Source organism: Candidatus Dadabacteria bacterium (assembly GCA_009840385.1).
Lineage (GTDB): Bacteria > Desulfobacterota_D > UBA1144 > Nemesobacterales > Nemesobacteraceae > Nemesobacter > Nemesobacter australis.
This window is the reverse complement of sequence record VXNX01000013.1, coordinates 374335-390450: the sequence shown is the minus strand read 5'-3', so window position 1 is coordinate 390450 and position 16116 is coordinate 374335. Positions and strand designations below refer to the sequence as shown.

18 protein-coding genes are annotated in these 16116 nt (G+C 49.2%); 9 read left to right on the top strand and 9 right to left on the bottom strand.

Features of this window, described 5'->3' with window-relative positions; genetic code table 11:
- Positions 1 to 29: 29 nt before the first annotated feature.
- The 4 genes from hslU to F4X55_06275 all read right to left on the bottom strand — a co-directional run bounded on the left by hslU (position 30) and on the right by F4X55_06275 (position 3806).
- Positions 30 to 1379, bottom strand: coding sequence for an ATP-dependent protease ATPase subunit HslU (gene hslU / locus F4X55_06290; protein ID MYC40596.1), 1350 nt, complete (start codon positions 1377 to 1379; stop codon positions 30 to 32).
- Complete coding sequence (hslV, locus tag F4X55_06285; GenBank protein MYC40595.1) at positions 1380 to 1916, bottom strand: ATP-dependent protease subunit HslV; 537 nt, start codon at positions 1914 to 1916, stop codon at positions 1380 to 1382.
- Positions 1917 to 1940: 24 nt separating this feature from the next.
- Positions 1941 to 2816, bottom strand: coding sequence for a tyrosine recombinase XerC (gene xerC / locus F4X55_06280; protein ID MYC40594.1), 876 nt, complete (start codon positions 2814 to 2816; stop codon positions 1941 to 1943).
- A gap of 105 nt (positions 2817 to 2921) precedes the next feature.
- A complete protein-coding gene (locus tag F4X55_06275; protein ID MYC40593.1) occupies positions 2922 to 3806 on the bottom strand; it encodes an EamA family transporter in 885 nt (294 codons plus the stop codon).
- Between the two features lie 443 nt (positions 3807 to 4249).
- Here F4X55_06275 and F4X55_06270 point away from each other — a divergent pair, with 443 nt between their 5' ends.
- From F4X55_06270 to F4X55_06255, 4 genes are all read left to right on the top strand, one after another.
- On the top strand, positions 4250 to 4990 hold the full coding sequence (locus F4X55_06270) for a class I SAM-dependent methyltransferase (GenBank protein ID MYC40592.1): 741 nt from the start codon (positions 4250 to 4252) through the stop codon (positions 4988 to 4990).
- Between the two features lie 27 nt (positions 4991 to 5017).
- The gene (locus F4X55_06265) at positions 5018 to 6328 is read left to right on the top strand and encodes an oligosaccharide flippase family protein (protein ID MYC40591.1); all 1311 of its coding nucleotides are present in this window, start codon (positions 5018 to 5020) and stop codon (positions 6326 to 6328) included.
- A 201-nt stretch (positions 6329 to 6529) separates the two neighbouring features.
- On the top strand, positions 6530 to 7150 hold the full coding sequence (locus F4X55_06260) for a hypothetical protein (GenBank protein ID MYC40590.1): 621 nt from the start codon (positions 6530 to 6532) through the stop codon (positions 7148 to 7150).
- Positions 7143 to 8069 (top strand): hypothetical protein, encoded by a 927-nt coding sequence (locus F4X55_06255; GenBank protein ID MYC40589.1) that lies wholly within the window; start codon positions 7143 to 7145, stop codon positions 8067 to 8069. The genes F4X55_06260 and F4X55_06255 overlap by 8 nt, the downstream gene beginning before the upstream one ends.
- Before the next feature lie 4 nt (positions 8070 to 8073).
- On the opposite strand, the gene F4X55_06250 is transcribed toward F4X55_06255, so the two are convergent.
- Positions 8074 to 9210: a glycosyltransferase gene (locus F4X55_06250; GenBank protein MYC40588.1), complete on the bottom strand. Its 1137-nt coding sequence runs from the start codon at positions 9208 to 9210 to the stop codon at positions 8074 to 8076.
- Positions 9203 to 10417 (bottom strand): FtsX-like permease family protein, encoded by a 1215-nt coding sequence (locus tag F4X55_06245; protein ID MYC40587.1) that lies wholly within the window; start codon positions 10415 to 10417, stop codon positions 9203 to 9205. The genes F4X55_06250 and F4X55_06245 overlap by 8 nt, the downstream gene beginning before the upstream one ends.
- Before the next feature lie 195 nt (positions 10418 to 10612).
- On the opposite strand from F4X55_06245, the gene F4X55_06240 reads away from it, so the two are divergent.
- Entirely contained in the window at positions 10613 to 11770 is a 1158-nt protein-coding gene (locus F4X55_06240) for a glycosyltransferase family 4 protein (protein MYC40586.1), read from the top strand.
- 151 nt (positions 11771 to 11921) lie between these two features.
- Here the strand turns inward: F4X55_06240 and F4X55_06235 are convergent, their stop codons facing one another.
- Positions 11922 to 12701: a hypothetical protein gene (locus F4X55_06235; GenBank protein ID MYC40585.1), complete on the bottom strand. Its 780-nt coding sequence runs from the start codon at positions 12699 to 12701 to the stop codon at positions 11922 to 11924.
- A 177-nt stretch (positions 12702 to 12878) separates the two neighbouring features.
- Between F4X55_06235 and F4X55_06230 the strand changes: the two genes are divergently transcribed.
- Genes F4X55_06230 through F4X55_06215 form a run of 4 tightly spaced genes read left to right on the top strand, consistent with a single transcriptional unit; the run spans position 12879 to position 14560 of the window.
- Positions 12879 to 13208, top strand: coding sequence for a hypothetical protein (locus tag F4X55_06230; protein MYC40584.1), 330 nt, complete (start codon positions 12879 to 12881; stop codon positions 13206 to 13208).
- A 46-nt stretch (positions 13209 to 13254) separates the two neighbouring features.
- On the top strand, positions 13255 to 13818 hold the full coding sequence (locus tag F4X55_06225; protein MYC40583.1) for a sigma-70 family RNA polymerase sigma factor: 564 nt from the start codon (positions 13255 to 13257) through the stop codon (positions 13816 to 13818).
- A gap of 8 nt (positions 13819 to 13826) precedes the next feature.
- Positions 13827 to 14117, top strand: a complete 291-nt coding sequence (locus F4X55_06220) for a hypothetical protein (GenBank protein ID MYC40582.1) — start codon at positions 13827 to 13829, stop codon at positions 14115 to 14117.
- Entirely contained in the window at positions 14114 to 14560 is a 447-nt protein-coding gene (locus tag F4X55_06215; protein MYC40581.1) for a periplasmic heavy metal sensor, read from the top strand. Before F4X55_06220 ends, F4X55_06215 begins: the two co-directional genes overlap by 4 nt.
- Positions 14561 to 14593: 33 nt before the next feature.
- Here the strand turns inward: F4X55_06215 and F4X55_06210 are convergent, their stop codons facing one another.
- Both F4X55_06210 and F4X55_06205 read right to left on the bottom strand, forming a co-directional pair.
- Positions 14594 to 15259, bottom strand: a complete 666-nt coding sequence (locus tag F4X55_06210; protein ID MYC40580.1) for a diphthine--ammonia ligase — start codon at positions 15257 to 15259, stop codon at positions 14594 to 14596.
- 51 nt (positions 15260 to 15310) lie between these two features.
- Complete coding sequence (locus F4X55_06205; GenBank protein ID MYC40579.1) at positions 15311 to 16042, bottom strand: molecular chaperone DjiA; 732 nt, start codon at positions 16040 to 16042, stop codon at positions 15311 to 15313.
- Positions 16043 to 16116 lie beyond the last annotated feature (74 nt).

Here is a 16116-nt window from a genome sequence, read left to right as displayed (position 1 = left end):
CTAAAAGCGAGGGTTATGACAAAAGCTCCCTAGAGTATGTACCTGCTGAGGTCACGGTCCCTGACGATGTCGGCTATTTTCTCCTCGACATAGCTTTTGTCTATGGTGAATTTCTTCTCCTTCATGTCGGGAGCGTTAAAGGATATCTCGTCAAGCAGTTTCTCAAGAACGGTGTGGAGTCTTCTCGCCCCTATGTTCTCGGTGGAGCTGTTAACCTCAGCAGCGGTCTCAGCTATTTTTTCCACCGCTTGTTCGCTGAATACGAGGTTTATATCCTCGGTCCTCATAAGCTCGGTGTACTGTTTTATGAGCGCGTTTTTGGGCTCGGTGAGGATTCGTATGAAGTCGTCTTTTGTGAGCGCCTCAAGCTCTACCCTTATTGGGAAACGCCCTTGGAGTTCGGGTATTAGATCAGATGGTTTTGAGACGTGAAACGCCCCGGCTCCGATGAAAAGTATATGGTCGGTTCTGACCATCCCGTGCTTTGTTGTTACGCTGCTTCCCTCGATTATCGGGAGAAGGTCCCTCTGCACTCCCTCCCTTGAAACATCGGGGCCCGAAACGCCGTTTTTCCCTGCGACCTTGTCTATCTCGTCTATGAAGATAATCCCCGAGTTCTCTGTTCTCTCTAAAGCGAGCTGCGTTACCTTGTCCATGTCTATCAGCCTTCGGGCTTCCTCCTCGGTGAGGATGTCCATGGCTTCAGGGACCTTCACCTTTCTCACCTTTGATTTCTTGGGCATGAGACTTCCGATCATCTCCGAGATCCCGGGATCCATCTCCTCCACTCCCGCCTGACTGAACACCTGTATCGGGAGTGACCTCGCCGTTATCTCTATCTCGACCTCCCTGTCGTCAAGCTTTCCGTCCCAGAGAAGTTTTCTCATCTTCTTCTTGGTCTCGCTCATTTTCCTTTTTGCCTCGTCGATGTCCCCATCCGCCTCCGTGACGGGGCGCGTCGGAACGAGCAGGTCAATCAGCTTGTCCTCGGCAAGTTCTCTGGCCCTTGTGTTAACGGACAAGGTCTCTTCCTCGGTCACCATGTTGACGGCTATCTCCGTGAGATCCCGTATCATCGACTCAACGTCCCTCCCTACGTAGCCGACCTCGGTGAACTTGGACGCTTCTACTTTTACGAAGGGTGCCTGAGCGAGTTTCGCGAGACGCCGCGCTATCTCGGTTTTCCCGACCCCGGTGGGTCCCATCATCAGTATGTTCTTGGGAGAAATCTCGTCTCTGAGCTCAGGAGATACCTTCTGTCTTCTCCACCTGTTTCTAAGTGCGACGCCAACGGCCCTTTTGGCCATGTTCTGTCCGACTATGTATTTGTCAAGTTCCGATACTATTTCTCTGGGGGTGAGATAGGATTCCTGGGACATCTATTCTATTTCCTCTATCGATATGTGGCTGTTTGTGTAAATGCAGATACCGGCTGCGATCTCAAGGGAGCGCTCAACTATTTCCGTGGCGGAGAGCTCCGAGTACTTGGCAAGAGCTAGGGCCGCTGCCTGGGCGAAGGGACCTCCCGATCCTATGGCTATCACGCTCTCGTCGGGCTCTATTATGTCTCCGCTTCCAGAAATTATAAGCATGGTCTCCGCGTTGGCCACTATAAGCAGGGCCTCGAGTCTTCTAAGGATCCTGTCGGTTCTCCATTCCTTCGCAAGTTCGACCGCGGCACGCTCTAGGCTGCCGCGGAATTCTTCAAGCTTTCCCTCGAATTTGTCAAAAAGAGTCATGGCGTCAGCCGTCGAGCCCGCGAAGCCGGCGCAGATCTTCCCGCCGTACATCTTCCTTATCTTGTTCGCGTTATGTTTTACCGCGGTCGCCCCCATGGTCACCTGGCCGTCGCCCCCCAAGGCCACCCGGCCGTCTTTTTTAACGCAGAGTATCGTTGTTCCGTGAAACTGGCTCATAGTCTTTCTTCCTTTCCCTAGCGCCTAGGCGTTCGGGTGGGTCTTGTCGTATACCTCCATTATCCGCTCGACCGAGAGATGGGTGTATTTCTGAGTGGTCGAGAGGCTTGCGTGGCCGAGCATCTCTTGGATCGCCCTAAGGTCGGCTCCGCCCGCGAGCAGATGTGTTGCGAAAGAGTGCCTAAGCACGTGGGGACTTACGTTTTTCGATATCCCGGAGACAAGACCGTATTTTTTTATTATCCGCGCGAGACTTCTCGTGGTTATCCCGCCTCCCCTGGAATTAAGGAATATATGATCAGATACGGGTTTTAACTTTTCCCTTATCTGTAGATATTCTCCTAGGGCGGAAAGCGCCTTTGATCCCACGGGAACTATCCTCTCTTTGTTCCCCTTGCCGCGCACCCTTATTATCGCCTCTCCTATGCTCAAGTTGGCGAGGGTGGCTTCCGCGAGTTCGCTTACCCGTAGGCCGCTTGAGTAAAGAAGCTCAAGAATCGCCCTGTCACGCACGCGAAGAGGGCTATTCTCAGGATCCTTTACGTCGACGAGATTGAATACCTCGTCCACGCTTAAAAACACGGGGAGATGCTTTTCTTTTTTAGGGGTGCGCACAAGTTTTGCGGGGTTCCGTGCCACGATGTTCTTTTTTACGAGATACGAGAAAAAGGATCTCACGGCCGATATTTTTCTCTCGACCGAAGCAGGGGAGTTTTTTCCGTAGAGGGTTGAGATGTACGCGTTTATGGTTGCGACGTCTGCTTCCTCGATTTTCTTTTCCTCTTTTAAGAGAAAATCGCAGAAATTCTCAAGATCGCCCCTGTAGGCTTTTACCGTGTGTTCCGAATAGTTTCTTTCGTCCGAGAGGTGCTTTATGAAGCTTTCGAGTAGTTCGTTCATCTATTCTGAAATATATACGCTCATTTGCTTTGGACAAGGGATAAAAGAAGTATTGTTAGCGGCTGCCGAACTGTGGCGAACCGAGGGCGTATTCGAATATCCGCATCATTCCTCTGCCCGTTCTTCTTGGCGCGCCGACGCAAACAACAGATCCTTTGCGGCCAGCACGGCACCCCCGGTGATCAGGACGCAGGCAAGAGCGATGCGCCAGTCGGCTTGGCCGACACCTGATGCAATAAGGATCAGGGTTGAAAGCAGCGGCGCTGCATAGCTCGCAGTACCTAAGGCCCGGATATCGCCGTGTTTGACTCCAAAGTCCCAAGCGTAAAAGGCGGCACCCACAGGCAACAGGCCGAGGCCGACGACGGCGAGCCATTGTCCGGTTCCTTGCGGCCAGACGGTCTGTTCCAGCGCCAGATGGCAGATGAGCGAAAGAGTGGCCGTCATTGCGCAGAATCCGGTGACGACATCGGTCGGAACCGCGCCGAACCGCCGTGACAGAAGAGAGTAGGCAGCCCAGGTAAAGGCGGAGAGCAGCGCCGCGCCATAGCCGAAGGCAAAGCTATCATCGAAAGAAAGGCTGTTTTTCGAAACGATCAGCACTGTTCCCGCCAGACCAGCCAGTACGCCTGTTATGTGATGCCAGCCAAGCCGCTCTCCGGGAAGGAACGTTGAACCAACGACAATAAGCAGGGGCCAGAGATAGCCGATCAGACTCGCTTCAACAGCCGGTGCGTTGCGCAGTGCGGTGAAATAGAAAAAGTGATAGCCGAACAGTCCTCCAACGCCGAGAAACCATATGTGCAAGGGCTGGCGCAAATTGCGAAAGCCCGACGGCTTTGCGGAAAGTGCGATCAGTCCGATGGAGGCGGCAATCGAAAAACACATCGCGGCAAGCTGGAATGGCGGCACTTTCCCTGATGAGGCCGTCAGAAGGGCCAGCAGCGACCACATAAGGATTGCGCTAAATCCGATCAGCGTTGCTCGCATTAAATATTTCTTCCATTACCTCTGAATATAGGGTTGAAGTGTAGCGGAAACTGCCTTGGACCTGATAACCGGGTTTCGGTGCGGAACTGTAATAACCGTCCCTTCAAAGCTATATGTAAGATGATAGCCTTTTAATTCATCATTGAATTCATTTATCTCTTTATAAATTGTGCAGTTTCCGTATGTGCTTAATCTGAATAGTTCAGCTTTGAATGGTAACGTGAACGCGGTCACCGAAACAAATACCGTTATCAATAGTGTTTTCATTATTCGCAAATCTCCTCACAATAATCTATTCTTCTCCTATTAGAGTATGTTATAGCGCATTGGTAAGAGAGCTCTTCACGTAAAATCCTTGCTATAAAAGCATTAACTTGAATAGAAATATATTATGCTCCAACATTTTTCACCTAGTAAATTATAGGAGGAATCAAATTTTGAGCATGTGGCGTTTTATTAAACGAAACATTCGTTTTGCCAGAGTTTACATTCGGAAACAAATATATCTTAGCAAAAACAACTCTTCGCGACCTGGGAATCTAAGATGGCTGATCGAGACAGAGCAAAAATATGGAGGATATATAGGCGGTTTGCCTCGTAGAGTTATGAGCGAGCACCATGATTCGCATACCAAAGCCAAATTGGAGCGTCGACTCATGCAAGGGGGGGATCGCATGTTGTTTCATGATTACGGGAAAGTGTACGCAAGATATCTTGCCCCTTTCGTTTCCAGCTCTGACTCTTTTACTCTCATAGAACTCGGCATTTTAAAGGGAACGGGTCTTGCCTTGTGGTGCGATCTGTTTGAATCTGGACGGATAATAGGTCTCGATATTGATCTTGAATATTTCAATGCGAATATTGACAAGCTAAAGGGCTTGGGAGCTTTCGCAAATAACATGCCGGAACTGCATTACTTTGATCAGTATGAAGATAATCATGAACACTTGGGGGACATTCTGGGCCATGACAAAATCGATATTTTTATTGACGATGGTGTCCATGACTCCGAAGCCATCATGAAAACAATGGAGTGTGTAGTTCCTTATCTTTCTGATCGGTTTGTGTATTTCGTTGAAGACAACAAGTGGGTGCATTCACAGATTCGACAAAGCTATCCTGATTTTACTGTTGCAAGTTATGGGCGTTTCACGGTTGTTACGTCGAGCCCAATCCAGCAATAGCCTCAAAAAGAGCATGGTAAGTACCTAATGAATGAACTAAAAGCGGACAAAAAGGAACTTACGAAAAACGTGTCTTGGCTTTTTGTGGCAAAGTCCGTTCCATCCGCTGCTAACATAGTGGAAATGATTATTCTGGCAAGATTTCTTGGGCTTGAACTCTTTGGTCTGCTGACTTTGGTTGTCGCTTACGTGAAAATCGTAAGTTCTCTTCTTGATTTCAGAGTCTGGGAATCCGTTGTGAAATATGTGGGTGAGTTTACGGAGAAAAATGAATCGGACAATGCTTTATCAATGATAAAATTCTCTTACTTAGTTGACGTTGCAACTGGTCTTTTAGCTTTTGCGGTCTGTGTTTTGCTTGCCGGAGTGGCTAATGATGTATTCATAAAATCTCCTGACGGGTTTGAACTGGTCCTGATTTTTTCTTTCAGCTTAGTGATTGCTACCGCTAATGCCACGTCCGAAGCACTTTTCAGGGTGTTTGACAAGTTCAAAACGATTGTTTTCGTTAAGTCATCAAAGGCGGTTTTTAAGCTGAGTTCCGTATTGATAGCCTTATATCTCGGTTACGGAATCAGGGGTGTACTTTTCGCCTATGTAGCCGTTTCGTTCTTTGAATTTTTACTGACTCAGATAGTGGTCAGCAGGATGCTTAGGGATAAGGGGCTTGGCAGTTGGTTTTCATCGAGAATAGGACTTCTTTCGCACAGGATGAGAGAGATAACGTGGTTTCTGGTCAACACGAGCTTTAACGCGACGTTGACGATAGCCAATGAGGGGAAAATCGCCGTTTTGGTGCTGGGATATTTTTTCACCACGGAGGCTGCGGGTTTATACAAAGTTGCAAGGGCTGTCATCAAAGTGATTGGGAGGATTACGGATCCCTTATATGAGGCAATTTTCCCGAAGCTTGTAAGTCTTTCAACGTTGAATTTATATGACAGGCTAGTTGAAATCGTGAAGTTTTCCGTTAGGAGCCTGCTAAAATTCATAGTACCGGTTCTTATCGTAATACTTCTGTTTACGGAACAGTTCATTGGCCTCATTTTCGGTGACCAGTACGTGCCCGCTTCCAATACCATGAGGGTGCTGACAATAGGGGTTCTCTTTACGGGAGCCACATTCTGGCTAACTCCGTTGCTTCTGGCTGTTGGAAGACCTGGACTGAGAACGGCAGTCAGTATGTTTAAAATATTGGGGTATGTTGCTTTATTGCTTGTGTTAGTTCCAAAATATTCATACATGGGCGCCGGCATCACTTACCTTGTTGTGGAATTTGTTCATTTCCTAGCGGCCCTTTATTTGGCGCAGAGGCTTAAACATGTGTATTTGAGGTGACTGTCTTGCCCCTCGAGAGATTGTTTGTAATTATTAATCGGATGTTTTTTAATCTGGAGATAAACAAAAAGCCCTCAGCATCCGGTTAACTTTTTATCATCTTAAGAGTGTTTCTACCGAGTTTTAAGTCGGTTTTTGCGTTCAGGGGACATCTCCTTCTGAGAGAACTGGCGGCAACCGAATTTTCCGCTGGCAGAGTTTATGAATAAAAACACCGTGAGAAGCAGGTGCGTACAGGTATTTGTAATAACCCTGATAACCATTCAGGGGTTATACGTCGTTTTTCCCCTTCCCGATATCTGGCCGTTTTCGAATTACTCGATGTTCAGCAAGTCTAATCCAGTAACTATAGCTTCGAGTTTTGAGTTTTATGGACTGACAAGCGACGGAAAAGAGGTGATACTGGACAGCCAAAAAGCTTTCTTGCCTCTTGACAAAGTCAGGTTGGAGAAGGGTATAAACAGGATTCTCAACCGGGAATCTTTTGCCCGTAAGCAGGAAAAAGAACTCGAATCCGCTCTTGGGCGTCTAAACTTCCTGCCGGTGGATCAAACAGACCTCAAAGAAAATATAAAACGTCTGCTTCCCTATAAGAAAAGCGGTGCTGTGGGAGACACCAAAAAAGAGCTTCGCATACTGTTTGACTACCTGCTTGCGCAATATGAACATAACCGCGGGGAAAAACTTCACGGCAGCCCACCTATTGTCTCCATGAATCTTTACCTAACCAAGTGGGATTGGACCGATGTACCGCCACAAGAAGTTATTCCCGAAACCAAGCTGGTTTATTCTTATAAATACGGGTTACCTGAGGATGAGTAGTAATTCTGGGAAATTGAGTTCTGCTTTTTCCGGTTTTTTCTTTGAGGATGCTGACCCCCGGAATCTTGGAATATGCAGGTTTCTTTTCTACGGAATCATCCTGTGTCTTTATTTGGGAAAGGATTTTTCCCAGTGGGCCAAGGTTCCCGATGTTCTCTGGCATCCGATATTTATCTTTGATTTTTTCCGTATACCGGTTCTCTCCGCTGATATTCTCGGATTTCTAGGGTTTCTGTGGCTTGCAAGTCTTCTATTGAGCTCTCTCGGGTTCCTTACGCGTTTCAGCACTCTTTGTTCTTTTCTAGTGGGCTTTTATCTGCTCGGGATGGAAAACAGCTTCGCCAAAACGCACCATATGGAATCATTGATGCTCGTTATATTCTGCGTTTTGTGTTTTTCCCGTTGCGGGGACGGTTTCTCCCTTGACTCGGTGGTTAAGCGAAGGTACGGGTGGTGGCCATTCGGGTCGAGCGTAAAAAAACCAAGCCCTGCGTATCAGTGGCCCGTAAGATTGATCTGGGTGATGATCACGCTGGTTTTCTGCGCGGCCGGGATCTCGAAGTTAAGAAACCCCAATTTGGAGTGGATTACTTCTGAATACATGGCAACTTTGTTCGTAAATAAGGGACTTGCGGGAGACAGGGTCGATCCGCTCATAGAGTGGCTACCTTTTTGGCTTGGGAGCAAGGTCTGGCTCTCTTCCTGTCTGGCCGGCGCGACGGTACTGCTTGAGTCTTGCGCTCCTTTGGCTTTGGTTAACAGACATCTGAGGATGGTTATAGTTCCGGGACTGTTTTTTATGTTGTTGGGTTTCGGGATTATCATAGGAACGCCTTTTCCGCAGTGGCTTGCGGCGTTTGTCTTCTGGGTGTCGTGGGATGGTCTTTCGGTCAGGCGACTAGGTCTCTTTCGGGAATAGCGCGCTACATGTCGCCGAAGAGTTTTTCGTATCCGGAGATCATCTTATCTCTTGAAAAGTTCTCCGATCTTTTCTTCGCTTCTGCTTCCAGACTTTGCCTCAGTTCTCCGTCTTCCAGTACTTTCAGGATGGCATCCGCCATTTTTTGCGGATCTCTTATGGGTACGAGAATTCCGTTTTTTCCGTTCTCGATGATTTCGTTTGCGCCGTGTTTGTGGTCCGTGGATATCACCGGTTTTCCCAGAGCCAGTGCTTCGAGAATAACGTTTGAGAGTCCTTCGTATAAGGAAGAACACGCAAAGATGTCGGCTCTTGCCATGTAGGGAAAAGGATTAGGGACCGTACTGAAAAAATCCGTTTTGTCTCTTATTGAAAGTCTCTCTGAGAGTTCTTCCAGTTTTTCCTTTTTGCCGTTTCCGATAATTATCAGTCGTGCGGATTTTGAGCGGTTTACGATTTCAAGGGCCTCAAGGAGATAAGAAAACCCTTTCTGCTCGTCCTTTAGGTACCCCATCGCGAGTATGAGAGGCGCTTCGGTTCCAAGCCATTTGTGATTTTGCTCCTCTTTTGATTTTTTTCTTATATCCTCGATGTCGATACCGTTGTAAATTACCTCCACTTCGGAATCTAGACTGAACACCTCTTTTACTTCGTAGGCGAGGCTTCTGGAATTGGCGACCACCTTATCCGAGAGTTGCGCGCACAGTTTCCTGATCCGAAATAGAAGCGGTCTTTTTCTTAGAAGAAGCGTGTGTTCAAGGTTGTTCCCCTCAACTGAAACCGTCTTAACTTTCAGGATTTTTCCTATTATGGCGACTGGTATCTTGGGCCACTGCCTGCTGTAGAGCAGATCCGGTTTTTCGGTCACTACGATCCCCAGAAGTCTCAGTGTTCCATAAAGGATCCCGAGGAGCTTCGGTCTTTGCAGAAACTTTATGGAGCATGGGGAAAATATTTTTATGTTTTTATCGAGGGAATTCCTCAAGTTTCCTTTGTCATAGAACAAAAAGACCGAGACTTCGTATCCTCTGCGGTGCAAGCCGTTAGCGATATTGATTAGTTGCCTCTGAGCTCCTCCGGCCGCGAGATTGGGAGAGACGAAAAGGATCTTTTTAGGGCGGGCGTTGGATTTCTTACTCATACCTCAGAGCTTCTATTGGATTAAGCGCCGCCGCTTTTTTCGCGGGGTATATGCCGAAGACTATACCGACGAGGGCTGAGAACAGAAAAGCCACGATTATAGACAGCACGGATATCTGGGTGGGCCAGCCGGTTATCGCCGAAGCTAACTTGGAGATCAGTATTCCGGCCGCCGTTCCTATCGCGCCGCCTACAAGGGAAAGAAGTACGGATTCGATTAGAAACTGGACCAGTATGTTTTTCTCCTTAGCCCCTACGGCGAGCCTGATGCCTATTTCCCTTGTTCTTTCCCCTACCGAGACGAGCATTATGTTCATTATCCCGATTCCTCCCACAACAAGCGAGATCGACGCTATGCTTCCGAGAAGCACGGTAAGGATTCTTGAGACGTTCTTTATGGTGTTTATCTGCGTTTGCTGAGTTCTTACGGAAAAATCGTCTTCCATTTCGTCTTTGATCCCGTGCTGTCTTCGCAGAACTTTTTCCACTTGCCCTTGGGCGAGAGCGAGATCGTAGGAGGGGTCCACGAAAATCGTGATTCTGTCGAGCGATCTGGTTCCGACAAGCCTCTTCTGAACAGAGGTGTAGGGAAGCAGAACGATATCGTCCTGGTCTTTTCCGCTGGGAGTGGGACCGATCGGGGACATCACCCCGATAACCCTGTAGGTGTATTTGCCGATTCTCAGGTTTTTTCCTATAGGGTCTTGGCTTCCGAACAGATTTTCCTTCACGGTCTTTCCCAGCACGCAGACGAGGGCCGCTTCCCTTACGTCAATCTCATTGAAAAACGTTCCCCTCTCGGGAAACCAGTCGTTTATGAATATGAAGTCTTTTCCTGTTCCTATCACGGCGGTAAAAACGTTTCTGTTTCCCGAGACCACATTGGCGGTCGTGTTGGATATCGCTGAGACGTATTTGACCGATTCAAGATTTCTTATCGCTTCCACATCTTTCCTTGTAAGTGGTTTTACATTACCCCCGAGGAGGGTTTTTCCGCTCTTTGTAATTTTTCCGCTCTTTACTGCCAGGGAGTTGGCTCCGAGGGACGCGAGCTGTCCCTCTATCATTTTCTTCGCGCCGCCGGTTATCGATACAAGGGAAATTACCGCCGCGACACCTATGATTATTCCCAGAGTGGTAAGAAACGATCTTACCTTGTTGCTCCTTATCGCTCTGTATGAGATATCGATCGAGAGAAGTGGATTCATGGGGCTAATTCTAACTGAATTGGTACGGGTGTGTGACCGGGAACGGTTTGGATTTAAGAATGGACGGCGTTCAAGGTAAAATAGCCTCAAGCGAGCTTCTGATCCCGAAGTATCCGCTTTTTACGCAAGCAATCCTCTCGAAGATCGGTCGGGGTTATAAATAAAGCCGAAAGAGGGTTTAAGGTTTAAGCCCGGATGAAAAAATACGAAGGACTGAGAGTGCTTTACGTAGGAAGCCACCCGCTCTTTACAGAAGGGGCAAGCGCCGTTCACATGCTCAAGATGTGTCAGGCGATGGCCAATCTGGGAATCGAGGTTGAGTGCGTCCTGCCGGGGCGGGTTAACAAGGAAAGACTTTTTTCATATTACGGTATTAAGACTCCTTTTCGCGTAACCTCGATTGCGCTTTCGGGCGGGCCTGCTAGGCGGCCGCTACATGGTTTTTTGAGTGCTTTTTATGCCCGGAGAAAAAGAAATGATTTTGATTTTGTGCTCACCAGGGACCTTGTTTTTGCTTGGTTCGCGACCAAGGCTCTCGGGGTTCCGACGGTCTACGATGCTCACCACCCTCCGGTTAACTGGGCGGCCGAAAGAATAATAAGTTCTTTTTCCCGCTCGAAGAACCTGCTCGGGATGTCCTTTAACTCGCGGGGGCTACACGACATATACTTCTGCCTCGGGATGACGGGGCAAAATCCCATAGTTGCACCGAACGGCTTCGAACGGGAGGCATTCGAAGGAGAACACAACATTTCCTCGCTCCGGGAGCGTCTCGGTCTTCCGCTCGGGAGAAAAATAGTGTGCTACTGTGGGAATACTTACAGGGGAAGAGGGCTTGAGATTCTAGTGCGTGCCGCGGCACAAATGCCCGAAGTCGAGTTTCTCATTGTCGGGGGCAGGGAGAAGGACAACGCGCTTTGGCGCGAGATGGTGAGGCAAGATGGATCGGCCAATTTCAAAATAGAGGGGTTTGTGCGACAACGGGAAGTACCTTCTTACCTCCTTGCCTCAGATGTTTTGGTTATGCCCTATTCGTCCAAGGTAACGATAAGGGACGGGACGGAGGCAGGGAAGTTTACTTCTCCGCTTAAGCTTTTCGAGTATATGGCCGCTGGAAAACCCATTGTTGCTACCGGGGTTCCGTCGGTTCTTGAGATATTGAGGCCGGGGGAGAACTCGATTGTTACTCCTCCTGATAAAGGGGGGGAGTTTATTCGGGCGCTTGGCCTCATGCTTGCTGATTCGGAGCTCTGCGCTCGGATTTCAGAAGGGGCCCGCTCGGACGCTGCCGAATACACGTGGGAGAAGAGGGTGGAGAGGATAATTGACGGGGTTGGGGTTGACGCTGTGTGAGTTTTCCAACTAGTTGCACCTAGGGGCCCAAATTGAAGATTTTTATATTTTAAAAGAGAAATCTTACGGCCGGCCAAGAACAAATCGAATTTAAATTTCTCAGCGGAAAAACCTCTTATTGCGAATAAGAGTAAGAGAATCGCACGTAAAATTACGGGGTAATATAGGAATTTTCCAGTCCGGTTTCAACTTCGATTTGCATTGCACGGTTCAACTCCCAACTGGCGGGTGGATCGTCCTTGTGCCATTTAAGCAATTCCTTGCGTGCCATTCTCACATTTACCTTGTACCTGTCTTCCATATAGAGCATTGCGCGAGCAATTTCACCGCGAACACTGTTAGTTGGTTCGACTACTTTCGGCGAACCTCCTAGCTCGAAGTCGCATGATCCATATTTACGCGGTTCTCCATTTACAGTCCCATAGGGATAATTGGAACGGTCACCATTTAATTCTCCGCTAGCTGGAAAAAGGTTGTGCGGGTCGTTATGTGCTACCATAAATTCTTGGTCAACCCCTGGTTCCATGCAACATTTTCGACCCTTGAATCGTTTTCCATTTTTAACGCACAGATCATGTCCTTGTGTCCAGCAAGAATGATTTTCCCCAATCCAAGATGCAGGCACAATATGCTCCCATTCAACTCTGTCAGATCGGTCCTCGTTTTTGCGTGCTTTAAGGCCACAAGAGTTGCGGTCTATGTCACCGCCTGAATTCTTGCGAACATAATGGCATCTACAATAAAAGGTCTCTAAATGGTCGATCTGTTCATGAATATCTGCCAACAGCATCTTTGCATTGTGAAATGTCTTGGGATGCTGTTGGATTTCTGAAGAACCCAAAAACATAAACCAAACCACCAAAACCACAGTTGCACTTACGATTCGTCGGTATTGCCAGGTTCCAGAACAATAAGGGAATTTTTCAAGCATTAAAATTTTTCCGTGTTAGATTGCTTAGATCCAATCATATAGTGCTAGAATATACAAACGCGAGAAAAAAGTCGTTAAGAAACAGACCTGTTTCTATTCACCGCGAACACTTTTTCTCTCTCAATCGTATAAAATTGTAGACTAGTTCTAAATTCATAAATCACATGGAGGTGCGTAATGAGAAAAGCACTGATGTTTTCCGTATTGGCGGTTCTGTTCCTCGGTGGGGCGACATTTGCCTCGGCCCATTGCGGAGATTGTGGTAAGGAAGCGGATTGCCCCAGAAAGTCCGCTAAAATGGACAGAATGTTCGAGAAAAAAGACGCAAACTCTGACGGCGTTATCTCAAAGGCCGAGTTTATGGCCCACGTGGAGAAAAAATTCGCCAAGATGGATGCTGACGGCAACGGCAGTCTTACAAAGGAAGAAGTAAAGAAATACTGGGCCGCCAAGAAAGAAAAGCACAGAGAGAAGAAAAAAGATTCCGGGCAGTGCGCCGGCAAATAGCGCGGAAACAGCAATAAGATCGGTGGCGCTCTGCGGCCACGGCTAGATGGAAACAAACCGCATGGCAAAAGAGTCACCGGACGATGAAAGCTTGCTTGAACGTGTAGGCGAAGGCGACCGTGCGGCGTTCGCCGTGCTTGTAAGGAGGCATAGCGACAGGTATTACCGGCTTGCCTACCGCTACACTGCTAGGCGTGAGGAAGCAGAAGACATAGTGCAGGCGGCATTTATAAAGCTGTGGGAGACCCCGGATATATGGGATCCTCGAAGGGGAGCAAGGTTCACTACCTGGTTTTACCGGGTGGTGGTGAATCTCTGTCTTGACAGCAGGAAAAAACGCGCCGAGGCGGCGGTCCCCGAATCTCTTGAACCAAAAGATGAAAACCCCGACTCGGAAAGCAAGGTTGCCGAGAGCGAGGAGAAGGCCTTGCTTGCAAGGGAGATTAAGAGGTTGCCTCCGAGACAGAAAACCGCTTTGATCCTGTGCTTCTACGAGGAACTGAGACATGAGGACGCCGCCGAGATCATGAAGATAAGCGTTTCGGCGATTCGCTCTTTACTAATGAGGGCCAAGGCGACACTCAGACGGGAGATGGGCCGTTATCTTTGAGAAGGTATATGGATAAGGACAGGAAACTTGAGGAGTTGTTGCGCACGTATGACGTTCCCCCGGTCCCCGGTGACCTGGCCGGGAGAATAATAAGCGCGGCGTCGCTCGTCCCGCAGAGACAGGGAGCCTTGAGGTGGGTTTTCAGGGTGTTCTGGTCGCCCGTTCCCGCATTCTGCCTTGCCTTGTTTCTTGCGGTCGGGTTCCTGGCAGGCGTGATGAGCTACGGCGGAGCGGATTCCCATGTGGCCCCCGAGAGCGTTATCGAGCAGCTGCTTGACGACGAGGAAGGATTGTTATGAGAAACCCGGTCAGATTATTAGTACTGTTGTTGGTTGTCCTGGGAGTTGTTCTCATAGGTTTTGCAACTGGGCGAGGGTGCGACCGTCATCAAGTGAAGCGGGGAGAGCGTATAATCGCCCTACTTGACCAATCTTCCCTTCCGGAAGCAAGGCGCGCCGAGCTTAAGGAAAAACTGCGCACTGCGCTTCCCGATGCGGAGAGGAAAAAAGTAAGACGTCAGCTGAGCGGGGAGGTAATCGCTATTCTCGAGGCGGAGCAATTCAATGCTCAAGCTTACCGGGAGAGCCTGGATAAGATGTTTCTGGAGCGCCATAGGCAGAAGCGGCGGGTTCTCGAAGTTATAGCCGAGATAGCATCCGAGCTTAACTGGGAGGAACGAAAAGCTCTTGCGGATATACTTCGCCGGTCGTCTAAGTTCAGACATCTCCCGCGGATAAATTGAGTTAGATGCGAAAGAATTCCCAGTTTGCCGGTGTTAACTTAGCAAGAGGTCATAGAAAAAGAAACCATCTCTTTCAACTACCGTACCGCCTGTGAACTCAATCGGGTGGGAGAATATCGGTCCGTCGAAAACAAACGTGTGAAATTCGCCGTTCTCCCCGCAGGGGTCGACACTGCTTGGAAGGTCGTTAAGAAACGCTATGTCGAAATGGCGCCCCGCAAAAGACTTATCCAGCACCTCTGAGTCAACACATACCGTTACCGCACAGAATCCCTCATCTATAAAGGTTTGGGCTAAAGACCGTGTCGGTCGCTTCCATATAGGAAAGAGGCAGGTTAGTCCCGAGGCTGCAAGCTGTCGTTCTCTGTAATCCCTGAGATCTTCCAAGAATATATCGCCGAAGGCGACTTGGCGAATGCCCTTGTCGCGAATCCTGGAGAACGCCTTTCCCATTTCCCGTTCGTAGACAGCATTTGACGATTCCGGCGGTACCACGACTTCCATAAGCGGCAGACCTAGGGACTCTGCCTGCCTGCGAAGCAGTGCGCGGCGCACTCCGTGCATGCTCACCCGGTCGTAGGCGTCAGTTACCGTCGTCACAAGTTCCGCCACGCGGTATCCTCCGCGCCTTCGAATTTCCTGAAGCGCCATGGCGCTGTCCTTGCCGCCGCTGAAGCAAAGGGCGATCGTCTCGCTCAATGGGATGATTCTCCTTTTAGGGTGTTATAGGGGATCGTCCAGGTAGTGGGATCAGACCACCTTCCGCTCCTTCTCGATCCGGTCGTACGCATCGTTTATGACCGAGAGCTTCTCGTTTGCCGCGTCTACGAACTCCTGGGGAACGCCTTGGGCGATCAGCGTGTCGGGATGGTGGGCGCGGACAAGTTCGCGGTACTTGCTTTTGAGTTCTTCGTCCGGAATTTCCCTCGCAACTCCTAGGATTTCGTACGGATCCGGCTTGTCGACACCGTGCGCAGCGCGGATACGCCTGAATGCCGCTTCGCTCAGCCCGAATATCTCGGCCACGCTTTCGAGATACTCGTTTTCCTTTGGATGGTAGACGTTATCGGCCTTGGCAATGAGAAACAGGCAGTTTAAAAGCTCTTCAAGGACCGCGGGGTTGCCCCTGAACATCTCGGCAAGCTGTTGAGCGTAGGGCTCAAAACCCTCCGAGTCTTTTTTGGCGATGTTGAAGATGCGTGCTACCTCGGCCTCTTTCACCTCGTTTCTTAAAATCGGATTAAAAGTTTGGCGGAAAGCCTCGATTTCCTCTTCCCTCACTACCCCGTCGGCTTTCGCCATCTTGGCCGCGAGTATTATAACCCCGGCCGTGAAGGCGACTTGCTTTCTCGAGCGCGTGTCGGTCGGCCGCTCCCCGGTGTCGACAAACGCGTGTCCCGCCATGGCGCCGAGCAGCGCCCCGAGCGGGCCGCCCAGCGCGAATCCCGCCGCGCCGCCGATTATTTTTCCCCATACGCTCATATGATCTTCTCCTCTGAAAAGTGTACCAGAAAAACCGCCCTTCGGAATCTTCCTAAGACTCCCGGATGCGGAAG